General features: G+C 71.3%; 10 protein-coding genes and 1 pseudogene. 5 read left to right on the forward strand and 6 right to left on the reverse strand.

The window, feature by feature from the left end:
* Positions 1-357, reverse strand: a pseudogene (locus BZY54_RS39085) (DUF2293 domain-containing protein); the annotation flags it as partial.
* Between the two features lie 65 nt (positions 358-422).
* Here BZY54_RS39085 and BZY54_RS39090 point away from each other — a divergent pair.
* On the forward strand, positions 423-1,055 hold the full coding sequence (locus BZY54_RS39090) for a nucleoside/nucleotide kinase family protein (RefSeq protein ID WP_086730106.1): 633 nt from the start codon (positions 423-425) through the stop codon (positions 1,053-1,055).
* Here BZY54_RS39090 and BZY54_RS39095 read toward each other — a convergent pair whose 3' ends face one another.
* Positions 1,056-2,183: a magnesium and cobalt transport protein CorA gene (locus BZY54_RS39095; RefSeq protein ID WP_086730107.1), complete on the reverse strand. Its 1,128-nt coding sequence runs from the start codon at positions 2,181-2,183 to the stop codon at positions 1,056-1,058. It abuts the gene before it with no gap.
* Between the two features lie 382 nt (positions 2,184-2,565).
* Between BZY54_RS39095 and BZY54_RS39100 the strand changes: the two genes are divergently transcribed.
* The gene (locus BZY54_RS39100; protein WP_086730108.1) at positions 2,566-3,366 is read left to right on the forward strand and encodes a methyltransferase domain-containing protein; all 801 of its coding nucleotides are present in this window, start codon (positions 2,566-2,568) and stop codon (positions 3,364-3,366) included.
* Positions 3,367-3,469: 103 nt separating this feature from the next.
* Here BZY54_RS39100 and BZY54_RS39105 read toward each other — a convergent pair whose 3' ends face one another.
* From BZY54_RS39105 to BZY54_RS39120, 4 genes are all read right to left on the reverse strand, one after another.
* Positions 3,470-4,372 (reverse strand): carbohydrate kinase family protein, encoded by a 903-nt coding sequence (locus BZY54_RS39105; protein WP_208640904.1) that lies wholly within the window; start codon positions 4,370-4,372, stop codon positions 3,470-3,472.
* A 74-nt stretch (positions 4,373-4,446) separates the two neighbouring features.
* Positions 4,447-5,385 carry a pseudouridine-5'-phosphate glycosidase gene (locus tag BZY54_RS39110; protein ID WP_244217550.1) on the reverse strand — a complete coding sequence of 313 codons (939 nt, stop codon included), beginning with the start codon at positions 5,383-5,385 and terminating at the stop codon, positions 4,447-4,449.
* A gap of 121 nt (positions 5,386-5,506) precedes the next feature.
* Complete coding sequence (locus BZY54_RS39115; RefSeq protein ID WP_086730111.1) at positions 5,507-6,070, reverse strand: methylated-DNA--[protein]-cysteine S-methyltransferase; 564 nt, start codon at positions 6,068-6,070, stop codon at positions 5,507-5,509.
* 48 nt (positions 6,071-6,118) lie between these two features.
* The gene (locus BZY54_RS39120; RefSeq protein ID WP_086730112.1) at positions 6,119-7,033 is read right to left on the reverse strand and encodes a glycerophosphodiester phosphodiesterase; all 915 of its coding nucleotides are present in this window, start codon (positions 7,031-7,033) and stop codon (positions 6,119-6,121) included.
* Positions 7,034-7,310: 277 nt separating this feature from the next.
* Between BZY54_RS39120 and BZY54_RS39125 the strand changes: the two genes are divergently transcribed.
* From BZY54_RS39125 to BZY54_RS39135, 3 genes are all read left to right on the forward strand, one after another.
* Positions 7,311-8,180, forward strand: coding sequence for an MHYT domain-containing protein (locus BZY54_RS39125; RefSeq protein ID WP_086730113.1), 870 nt, complete (start codon positions 7,311-7,313; stop codon positions 8,178-8,180).
* A gap of 40 nt (positions 8,181-8,220) precedes the next feature.
* Positions 8,221-10,377, forward strand: a complete 2,157-nt coding sequence (gene uvrB, locus BZY54_RS39130; protein ID WP_086730114.1) for an excinuclease ABC subunit UvrB — start codon at positions 8,221-8,223, stop codon at positions 10,375-10,377.
* Positions 10,378-10,552: 175 nt separating this feature from the next.
* Positions 10,553-11,131 (forward strand): TerD family protein, encoded by a 579-nt coding sequence (locus tag BZY54_RS39135; protein WP_086730115.1) that lies wholly within the window; start codon positions 10,553-10,555, stop codon positions 11,129-11,131.
* Positions 11,132-11,298 lie beyond the last annotated feature (167 nt).

Genomic DNA, 11,298 nt, shown 5'->3' on the forward strand with positions numbered 1-11,298 from the left:
CCGGATCCGGCGCCGGCGCCGCGCCTCGGCGTCCGCCAGACACCGCTCCTCGGCCCGGGCGAGCGCCGCCTCCTCGACGAGAACGCCCTGCCGCTCGTAGCGGCTCTTGCGCCGGTTGAACCGCACCACCACCGCCCACAGCGCGCTCTCCTCCCGGGACCTGCGCGTCAGCGCCGTATCACCGCGCGGCAGGAACACCAGGTGCCCCAGGTCGGCGCAGTCGAGGCAGCGAGGAGCACCCTCCTCCAGGACGAGCATGGACAGCGGGGCCCGGCGGCACTCGGCGCAGTGCTTGCGCCGCAGCGGCTGGACGACGAGAAGACCGGAGCGTGGCAGGGGAGTTGGGGGGAGCGCCATGCGAGGTTCATTCCCCGGCGCCCTCTCCGCCGCACCCGGATCCCGACCTGGCGCATCATGGCCGTGTGCGACTCGAAGCGATCACCTGGGAACGGCTCGGCGACCTCCTGGCCGAGCGGCTGCTCGACCTCGAACCGGGCGACGGCAGCCCCTGGCCGCGCATCGCCTTCGACGGCGCCCCCGCCGCCCGCCCGGGCGACCTGGCCCAGCGGGTCTCCGAGGCATTGCGCGTGCGCGGCCGCCCGTCGTTGGTGGTCGGAGCCGAGGGCTTCCTGCGCCCGGCGTCCCTCCGGCTGGAGCACGGCCACCGGGACGTGGACTCCTACTACGACGGCTGGCTCGACACCGGCTCCCTCTGGCGCGAGGTCTTCGGCCCGCTGGAGGCCGGCGGCGACGGCCGTGTCCTGCCCGACCTGAGGGACCCGGCCACCGACCGCGCCACCCGCAGTTCCTACGTTCCACTCCCGCCCGGCGGGCTGCTGTTGCTGCACGGACCCCTCCTGTTGAGGCACTGGTTCCCCTTCGACCTGAGCGTCCACCTCCTCCTCTCCCCGGGCGCCCTGCGCCGCCGTACCCCGGAGGCGGAGCACTGGACGCTGCCCGCCTTCGAGCGCTACGAGGCCGAGACCGACCCGGCCGGCACGGCGGACGTACTGGTCCGCGCCGACGACCCGCGCCATCCGGCCTGGAGCGGCTGATCAGAGCCAGCCGTTGCGCCTGAAGCCGCGGTACAGCGCCAGACAGGCGGCGGAGATCACGCCGATGACGAGGGGGTAGCCGAAGCGCCAGTGCAGCTCCGGCATGTGCTTGAAGTTCATCCCGTACATCCCGCACACCATGGTCGGCACGGCGATCACCGCGGCCCAGGCCGTGATCTTGCGCATGTCCTCGTTCTGCGCCACCGTGACCTGCGCGAGATGGGCCTGCAGGATCGAGTTGAGCATCTCGTCGAAGGACGCGATCTGCTCCTTGGCCCGTATCAGGTGGTCCAGAACGTCCCGGAAGTAGGCCTGTATCTCCGGGTCGACCACCTGGATCGGCCGGGTGGCGAGGTCCTCCACCGGGCGGCCGAGCGGGACCACGGCCCGCTTCAGCTCCAGCAGCTCCCGCTTGAGCTGGTAGATGCGTCCGGGGTCGGTGCGCGCGCCGGTCTGCGCGAACACCTCCATCTCCACCTGGTCGATGTCCGCCTGGATCGCGTCGGTGACGCCCAGATAGTCGTCGACCACGTGGTCCGCGACCGCGTGCAGCACCGCGGCCGGCCCCTTGGCGAGCTGCTGCGGCTCGGACTCCAGCTCCTCGCGCAGCGGTCCGAGCGAGCCGTGCCGTCCGTGCCGCACCGTGATCACGAAGTCCTGGCCGGCGAAGACCATGATCTCTCCGGTGTTCACCACCTCGCTCGTGGCCGTCAGCTGTTCGTGTTCGACGTAGCAGACCGTCTTGAACACCGCGAACAGCGTTTCGCCGTAGTGCTCCAGCTTCGGGCGCTGGTGGGCCTCGATCGCGTCCTCGACGGCCAGCGGGTGCAGGTCGAACAGCTCGGCGATGCCCGCGAACTCCTGGTCGGTCGGCTCGTGCAGGCCCAGCCAGACGAAACCGTCGCGGTTCTTGCGCACCCCTGTCACGGCCTCGACCAGATCGCCGGCCTCCGGGACCCGGACACCGTCCCGGTACGTGACGCAGTTGACCACCGAGGAGCCCAGTGGCGACCGGGCAGGGTGGCTCAGGTCGACCCGCCGGCGCCGGCGAGCCAGCCGCGCCACCTTGCGGAGGCCACCGACCTTGTCGAGGCCCGCCACCTTCCGCAGATTCCCTGCCATGGACATCTGGATCTCCTTGCGTGGATCTCCTTCGGGCGGCGCTCGCTGCGCCGTGGCGCGCCAGTCTGCCAGGCCGGCGTGAGCGGCGGGTAAGCCTGTGGGAGCAGGGGATTCCGCTTTGTTCCCGCCTGTGGACAGACCCCCGCCGCCGGGGGAAGTGCCCGATCACCGCAGGAACGCCGGCTGTGTCCGGAACGCCGGTCATGCCCGGACGGGCAACCGCCCCCGGCATGCCCTCTGCGCCCCGACGACTGTCCGCGCCCCGAACGCCGACCGCGCCCGGCCGTCCTGCCGCACCCGGCCGTCCTGCCGCGCCCGGACCGCCCGGCCGTCGAGGCGCTGCCGGGCAGCCGTCGCCGTCGGCACCGGCGACTGGGATGATCGCGGTATGACGCACGGCGACGGAGACGGATATCTGCTCGACAACCGGCAGATGGAGGCGGGCGAGCGCTTCGACGCGTTCGCCCACCTCTTCGACCCCACGACCTTCCGGCACCTGGAGGCGCTCGGAGTCGGAAGCGGGTGGCGGTGCTGGGAAGTAGGGGCCGGCGGCACGTCCGTCGTCTCCTGGCTGGCCGAGCGCGTCGGCCCCACCGGCCGGGTCGTCGCGACGGACATCGACACCTCGCTGGTCGCCGAGGCCGCCCGCCCGCCGGTCGAGGTACGGGTCCACGACGTGGGCGCCGAGGAGCCGCCGGGTGAGGACTTCGACCTGGTGCACGCCCGGCTCGTGCTGGTCCATGTGCCGGACCGGGAAAGGGCGCTGCGGTCCATGATCAAGGCACTCCGCCCGGGCGGGCGGCTGCTGCTGGAGGACGCCGACCCCGCGCTGCAACCCCTGCTCTGCCCCGACGAACACGGACCGGCGGAGGAGCTGGCCAACCGCCTGCGGCGCGGTTTCCGGCGGCTGCTGGCCGACCGCGGCGCCGATCTCTCGTACGGGCGCAGGCTCCCGCGTCTGCTGCGCGAGGCCGGCCTGCGTCAGGTGGAGGCCGATGCGTACTTCCCGGTCACCTCGGCGGCCTGCGCCGCCCTGGAGTCCGCAACGGTCCGCCAGATCCGCGACCGGCTCGTCGGCGCGGGCCTGGCCACCGACGAGGAGATCGACCGCCATCTGGCCAACGTGGCCACCGGCACCATGGACCTGGCCACGGCCCCGATGATCTCGGCATGGGCCTACAAGGACTGACTGCGATACGGGGACCGACTGGGATGCAAGGCTGACGGGGACACGGCTGACGCGGGCACAAGGGCTGAGGGACGTCCGAGAAACCCCGTGAGCCGTACCCGGCTCAGGGCCCGCGGGAGTCGCTCCGCGGAGGTCTCCCGCCCACTCTTCCCACCGCCGTCGCACCCGCCCGGCAGCCCTCCGCCGCCGCGGCCTCCGGATCGGCGCTGGCGAGCAGCGTGGCGAGGAACGCCCCCGTGAACGCGTCCCCGGCGCCCGTGGTGTCCCGGGGCGCCGCCGGTACGGCGGGCACGCGGGCGCACACGGCGCCCGAGCGGGCCACCAGCGCTCCGTCGGAGCCCTGCTTCGCCACCACCAGAGGGACGTGCCGGCTCAGCTTGGCGGCCGCGTCCGCCGGGTCGGGCAGGCCCGTCAGCAGACACGTCTCGTCACGGCTGGGCAGCAGTACGTGCACCCCTTCGACGAGGGTCAGGAACCGGTCCACGCCCAGCGCGGCGAGGAAACCGGCCGAGGCCGGATCCAGGCTCACCGGCACTCCACGCGCGCGTGCCGATGCGAGGGCCGCCGACACGAGCGCCCGGCTCGGCTCGGAGAACAGCAGGTACCCGGACAGATGCAGCCAGGCCACCCCGTCGAGCAGCGCCTCCGACCAGTCGCCGGGCGCCAGCCGCAGCGACGCCCCGCTGTCGGTGAGGAAGGTGCGCTCGGCGGCGGCCGCCGCGTCGACCAGGCAGACCACCGTCCCGGTCGGCGCATCGGGGTCCACGACGAGCCGTGGGCGCACCCCCGAGGCCACCAGCTCCCGCTCGTGCCAGGTGGCCGTGTCCGCGCCCACCCGGCCGAGCAGCCGTACCTCCGGACACCCGTGGTGGGCCGCCCAGCAGGCCACGTTGGCGCCCGCGCCACCGGGTACGAGCCGGATCGCGGCGGCGGTGTCGGTACCGGCCGCGAGCGGCCCCCGATGCCGTGCGACGACGTCCGTCACCACGTCCCCGACCACCAGCAACGCCCCACCAGCACCACCGTCCGCCCCGAGAGCCGCAACTGCGGATGCCGCCGGGTCTCCCGCCGCCCCCGTCGTCACATCCGGGCCCAGGCCGACGCGATGCGTGCCGCCAGGCGCACATTGCCGCGGACGGCCGCCAGGTTGGCGCGCAGCGAGGCGCCGTCCGTGTGCCGCACCAGGTAGTCCAGCAGGAAGGGAGTGACCGCCTGCCCCGTGACCCCCTCCGTCTCGCACGCCTCCAGGGCGTCGGAGAGCACGCGCGCGTGCAGCTCCGGATCGAGCTGTTCCTCCCGGGGCACCGGATTGGCGACGATCAGCGCCGACTCTGGCGCGCGCAGCGTGTTCTGCGCCTGCATGACCTCTGCCACCTCCTCGGGCGTGCTCAGCGTCCAGTCCACCGGATGACCCGAGTCGGCGAGGTAGAAGCCGGGGAAGCGGTCCGTGCCGTAGCCGGCGACCGCGACCCCCAATGTCTCCAGCCGCTGCAGGGTGGCGGGAACGTCCAGGATCGACTTCACCCCCGCGCACACGACCGTGATCCGGGTGCGGGCCAGCAGCCCCAGGTCCGCGGACTCGTCCTGGGTCACCGTCCACTGCCGGTGCACGCCGCCGAGGCCACCCGTGGCGAACACGCGGACGCCCGCCAGGGCGGCCAGCAGCGCGGTCGCCGACACCGTGGTCGCCCCGCTCGCCCCGGCGGCCACGGCGAGCGGCAGATCGCGGTGACCCAGCTTGCGGATCCCCTCCTCGTTGGCGACCCGCTCCAACTGCTCCTTGTCCAGGCCGACGTGCGGCCGCCCGTCCAGCACGGCGATCGTCGCGGGTACGGCACCCTCCTGCCGTACCGCGTCCTCCAGCTCCAGCGCCACCTGGAGGTTGCGGGGGCGTGGCAGCCCATGGGCGATGATCGTGGACTCCAGGGCAACCACAGCGCGGCGCGCGGCGAGCGCCTCCCGTACCTCTTCGGACACCACCAGCACGTGCCTGCCTCCCGTCTGTCGCTCCTCCCTCATCTCTGGCGGGTCGCACACCCGGTCAAACCCCCGCACCACAGAACGCTTCCGGCTGCGGTGCCACGGCACTGGCCCGGGCCGCACGGACGACATGGCACGTCTCGGCCATGTCCGTTCCGCCTCAGAACAGAGGTTCGGGCAGTACCCCTTCCAGTGCGAGCAGGGCACGCTTGGTCTCCAGGCCACCGCCGAAGCCGCCGATGCCGCCGTCGCTCTCGACGACCCGATGGCAGGGCACCACGACCGGCAGGGGATTGGCGCCCATCGCCACACCCACCGCCTGGGCCGCGCCGGGCTGACCGACCCGCCGGGCGAGATCGCCGTACCCGACGACCGTTCCGTAGGGCACGCCGGACGCGAGCTCGCGCAGCACCTGGCGGTTGAAGCCCGAGATCAGGGACCAGTCCAGAGGCAGCTCGAAGCCCCGCCGCTCGCCCGCGAAGTACGCCTGCACCTGGCATATCGCCTCCGCCAGCAGCGGGGAGCCGGGCGCCTCCGCGGGCTCGGTGCCCAGTCGCGAGGCCAGCCGGGCAAGTGCCCGGTGGCGCACCGCGTCGGTGGCGTGGAACACGACGTTGACCAGGCCGTCCGCCGTCGCCGCGAGCAGCAGGGGGCCGATGCCGGTGGCGACCACGGCCCACACGACCTGCTGTTCGCTGCCTTCTTCCTGCTCGTGGCTGTCCATGCGACCACCGTACGGTCCGCCTCTGACAACGCCCGCTGACCTGCGCCTTCACCCGACGAGGAATGCCGTGGCCGGGATCGGGGCCGTGGTTCGGGCAGCCGGCAGGGCCGCGCGCACCACGTCCGGTTTGTTGGAGATGATGCCGTCCACGCCGTAGCCGGCGGCGGTCCGGGCCCGGGAGGCGTCGTCGACCGTCCAGGCGAAGACCTTCATCGGCTTGCCGTGCGGTCCGGTGAACGCGTGGACGGCGGAGACGTACTCGGCGGACAGCGTGCCGTAGGAGGGGTTGATCAGGTCCGCGAAGCCCGCGTACCGGTGCAGGTCCGCCGTCGCCGGCCCGCCGAGGAAGGCGGTCCTGACCCCGGGCTCGAGGTCGTGCACCGCGCGCACGCTGCCGGCGCTGAAGCTCTGCACGATCAGACGGCTCGTCAGGTGCCGGTGGTCGAGCCAGCCCTCCCTGCGCAGCAGCCTGAGGGTCTGGCGCTCGATGCCGGGGTACAGCTCGGGGTTCTTGATCTCCAGCAGCAGCTTCTCGTGGTTGCGCTCGACCCGGCGCATGTACTGATCGAGGGTCGGCACGCGCGTGCCCGCGTACACGGGGGAGAACCAGCTGCCCGCGTCCAGCCGCGCGATCTCGGCGGCGGTGAAGTCCTTCACCTTCCAGGGTGCCCGTTTGGGGAAGACGCGCTGGACGTTCGTGGTCCGCCGCAGACTGTCGTCGTGGAGGACCACGAGCACGCCGTCCTTGGTGCGCTGCACGTCGTTCTCCACCCAGGTGAAGCCGAGTGCCGCCGCCTTGTCGACGGCGGGAAGCGTGTTCTCCGGGGCGTAGGCGGAGGCGCCCCGGTGAGCGACGATCAGGGGCCGCTCGTGGCTCCCGGCCGCCCGTACCTCGGAGGGGGGCGACAGCACCGTGGCTCCCAGGAGGGCGGTGGTCGTGGCGGCGACTGCGCGCGCGTGCATGCGTACTCCTCGCGTCATGATCGCTGTGAGTTCAAGATTGACTGCACAGGGTTAACGACGTGGGTCGGTGCAGGACAGCCACGGAGTGAATGAAGTTGCCCGGGTTTACACAGGTGCCGCACATCTGCGGCAAGGTCGTGGTTCTTTGCCGGAAAGTCGTTCGACCATTCCGGCGGAGGTCATACTCTCTTGCGTCAACCCTGATCGCGGGGCGGTCAACAGGCGGGGGCGACGTCACCGCATTCGGGGACTCAACAGGGTGGAAGGGCAACCGCGCATGCACCACGGCACGGTCGACGGATTCAGCTACGGGCTCGTCACCCCGCTGGTGGCCTATCTCATGGCCTGCCTAGGCGGGGCCCTCGGTCTGCGCTGCACCACCCGTGCCCTGCTCGTCGCCCAGTCCTGGCGCCCCGGCTGGCTCGCCCTCGGGTCGGCGGCGATCGGCTCCGGCATCTGGACCATGCACTTCGTCGCCATGATGGGCTTCACCGTCGAGGGGGCGCCGATCCACTACGACAGACCGATGACGTACGCCAGTCTGGTCCTCGCCATCGTCATGGTGGGCATCGGGATCTTCATCGTCGGCTACCGGGGCGCGACCGGCTCGGCCCTGTTCACCGGGGGCACGGTCACCGGTCTGGGCATCGCCTCCATGCACTACCTCGGCATGGCCGGCATGCAGCTCGACGGAACCGTCCAGTACAACACCCTCACCGTCGCCGCCTCCGTCGTCATAGCCGTCGTCGCCGCGACCGCCGCGCTGTGGGCTGCCGGTCAGGTCAGGGGCTTCATGTGGAGCGTCGGCGCGAGCCTGGTGATGGGCCTCGCCGTCAGCGGCATGCACTACACCGGCATGGCCGCCCTCAGCGTCCAGGTCCACGGAACCGGCGACGGCACCGTGGGGGAGTCACCGGCGTCCCTGCTCGCCCCCATGCTGATCGGTCCGCTCGCCTTCCTGCTGCTGGCCGGTGTCGTCGTGATGTTCGACCCGCTGATGGTCATGGGCCGGCCGGCCGGGACACCCGTCGAGCACAAGCCGGGCGTCCCGGCCCCCGAGCTGGTCACGCACTCCGTCCACCGCCCGGTGGCCCGCGCCCGCCGGACGCCGGCCCGGCGCACCGCTCGCGCCCCCCAGAACCGCTGATCCGGACCCGTTGTCAGTGGCGGGTCGTACGGTTGATGACATGCGGCCCGTTTCTCACATCGAACGCACGGTGGCGCCCTTCGAGGTCGTCAGCCCCTACCAGCCCAGCGGCGACCAGCCGCAGGCCATCGCCGACCTCGCCCGGCGCATCGAGGCGGGCGAGAAGGACGTCGTCCTGCTCGGCGCCACCGGCACCGGCAAGTCCGCCACCACCGCGTGGATGATCGAGAAGCTCCAGCGTCCGACGCTGGTGATGGCGCCGAACAAGACCCTGGCGGCCCAGCTGGCCAACGAGTTCCGCGAGCTGCTGCCCAACAACGCCGTCGAGTACTTCGTCTCGTACTACGACTACTACCAGCCCGAGGCCTACGTCCCGCAGTCGGACACCTACATCGAGAAGGACTCCTCGATCAACGAGGAGGTCGAGCGGCTGCGCCACTCGGCGACCAACTCGCTGCTCACCCGCCGCGACGTCATCGTGGTCGCCTCCGTCTCCTGCATCTACGGCCTCGGTACTCCGCAGGAGTACGTCGACCGCATGGTGCCCCTCAGGGTCGGCGAGGAGATCGACCGGGACGAGCTGCTGCGCCGTTTCGTGGACATCCAGTACACGCGCAACGACATGGCCTTCACCCGCGGCACCTTCCGGGTGCGCGGTGACACCGTCGAGATCTTCCCGGTCTACGAGGAGCTGGCCGTCCGCATCGAGATGTTCGGCGACGAGATCGAGGCGCTGTCCACCCTGCACCCACTCACCGGCGAGATCATCAGCGACGACCAGCAGCTGTACGTCTTCCCCGCCTCGCACTACATCGCCGGCCCCGAGCGCATGGAGCGGGCGATCAGGGGCATCGAGGAGGAGCTCAAGGAGCGCCTGGCCGAGCTGGAGAAGCAGGGCAAGCTGCTGGAGGCCCAGCGGCTGCGGATGCGCACCACCTACGACATCGAGATGCTCCGCCAGATCGGCACCTGCTCGGGTGTGGAGAACTACTCGATGCACTTCGACGACCGTGCCCCCGGCACCCCGCCGAACACACTGCTCGACTACTTCCCGGACGACTTCCTGCTCGTCATCGACGAGTCGCATGTGACGGTGCCGCAGATCGGCGCGATGTACGAGGGCGACGCCTCCCGCAAGCGCACCCTCGTGGAGCACGGTTTCCGGCTGCCCTCCGCCCTGGACAACCGCCCGCTGAAGTGGGAGGAGTTCCAGGGGCGCATCGGCCAGACGGTGTATCTGTCGGCAACCCCCGGGCAGTACGAGCTGTCGCGCTCGGACGGCCAGGTCGAGCAGATCATCCGCCCGACCGGCCTCGTCGACCCGGAGGTCGTCGTCAAGCCCACCGAGGGCCAGATCGACGACCTGGTGCACGAGATCCGGACGCGCGTGGAGAAGGACGAGCGCGTCCTGGTCACCACGCTCACCAAGAAGATGGCCGAGGACCTCACGGACTACTTCCTGGAACTGGGCATCCAGGTGCGCTATCTGCACAGCGACGTCGACACCCTGCGCCGCGTCGAGCTGCTGCGCGAGCTGCGCTCCGGCGAGTACGACGTCCTGGTCGGCATCAACCTGCTGCGCGAGGGCCTCGACCTGCCCGAGGTGTCGCTGGTGGCGATCCTGGACGCCGACAAGGAAGGCTTCCTGCGCTCGGGCACCTCGCTCATCCAGACCATCGGCCGCGCGGCGCGCAACGTCTCCGGCCAGGTTCATATGTACGCCGACAAGATCACCCCGGCGATGGAGAAGGCCATCGAGGAGACCAACCGCCGCCGGGAGAAGCAGATCGCGTACAACACGGCCAACGGCATCGACCCGCAGCCGCTGCGCAAGAAGATCAACGACATCGTCGCGCAGATCGCCCGCGAGGAGGTCGACACCGAGCAGCTGCTCGGCACCGGCTACCGAAAGTCCAAGGACGGCAAGGGCGCCAAGGCCCCGGTGCCGTCGCTCGGCGACCAGACGGTCAAGGCCGCCAAGGCGGCGAAGCCCGCCAAGGCCGCCAAGGGGAAGGCGAAGGAGACGGTGCCCACCGACCGTCCCGCCGCGCAACTCGCCGAGCAGATCGAGGAGATGACGGAGCGGATGCGCGCCGCCGCCGCGGAGCTGCAGTTCGAGGTGGCGGCCCGGCTGCGTGACGAGGTCGCCGAGATGAAGAAGGAACTGCGCCAGATGCGCGAGGCGGGCCTGGCCTGACCCCGCCACGCGGGTGCCCGCGCCGAACCCGGCGCGGGCACCCGCGTACGCGCTGTGTTGCAAGACCGACACAAAGTGCGGACCTGTGTGCGGCGATGTCGGCGCCCCTGCGTAGGGTGCTGATCAACCGCGCGATGCGCGGCAACAGGGGAGTAGTTCGAGAGGGGAATCAGCCGTGACCGTCAACTTGACCAAGGGTCAGGCCATCAGCCTGCAGAAGAACGACGGCGGCAGCCTGACCGCGGTCCGTATGGGTCTCGGCTGGCAGGCGGCGCCCCGCCGCGGCCTGTTCGGCTCCCGTACGCGCGAGATCGACCTCGACGCCTCCGCGGTGCTGTTCGCCGACAAGCAGCCGGTCGACGTCGTCTTCTTCCGGCACCTGGTGAGCGACGACGGCTCCGTGCGCCACACCGGTGACAACCTCGTCGGCGGCGCCGGTCAGGGCGGCGACGACGAGGCGATCCTGGTCGACCTGGAGCGCGTCCCGGTGCACATCGACCAGATCGTCTTCACCGTGAACTCCTTCACCGGCCAGACCTTCCAGGAGGTGCAGAACGCGTTCTGCCGCCTGGTCGACGAGACCAACGGCCAGGAGCTCGCGCGCTACACCCTGGCCGGCGGCGGCAACTTCACCGCGCAGATCATGGCGAAGGTGCACCGCGCGGGGATCGGCTGGACGATGACGGCCCTCGGCGTCCCGGCCAACGGCCGCACCTTCCAGGACCTCATGCCGACGGTCCTCCCGCACCTGTAGAACGCCCCGCGAGCGGCACGGCGCACCACGGCACAGGCAACGGCACAGGCACAGGGGGACAAGGCGATGACGGCCGAGCTGGTGCGGGGGCAGAACCACCCGCTCTCCGAGGCCCGCCTCGAGATCCGGATCTCGGCAGGCACACCGGTCGTGGCCGCGGCCACGAC

The sequence above is a fragment of the Streptomyces carpinensis genome (assembly GCF_002154505.1).
Taxonomy (GTDB): domain Bacteria; phylum Actinomycetota; class Actinomycetes; order Streptomycetales; family Streptomycetaceae; genus Streptomyces; species Streptomyces carpinensis.

Bases quoted from the DNA above. Each gene is read 5' to 3' on its own strand.
- BZY54_RS39095 (WP_086730107.1), bottom strand. From the start codon at position 2,183: ATGTCCATGGCAGGGAATCTGCGGAAGGTGGCGGGCCTCGACAAGGTC.
- BZY54_RS39100 (WP_086730108.1), top strand. From the start codon at position 2,566: ATGACGCACGGCGACGGAGACGGATATCTGCTCGACAACCGGCAGATG.
- BZY54_RS39110 (WP_244217550.1), bottom strand. From the start codon at position 5,385: ATGAGGGAGGAGCGACAGACGGGAGGCAGGCACGTGCTGGTGGTGTCC.
- BZY54_RS39115 (WP_086730111.1), bottom strand. From the start codon at position 6,070: ATGGACAGCCACGAGCAGGAAGAAGGCAGCGAACAGCAGGTCGTGTGG.
- BZY54_RS39120 (WP_086730112.1), bottom strand. From the start codon at position 7,033: ATGCACGCGCGCGCAGTCGCCGCCACGACCACCGCCCTCCTGGGAGCC.
- BZY54_RS39125 (WP_086730113.1), top strand. From the start codon at position 7,311: ATGCACCACGGCACGGTCGACGGATTCAGCTACGGGCTCGTCACCCCG.
- uvrB (WP_086730114.1), top strand. From the start codon at position 8,221: ATGCGGCCCGTTTCTCACATCGAACGCACGGTGGCGCCCTTCGAGGTC.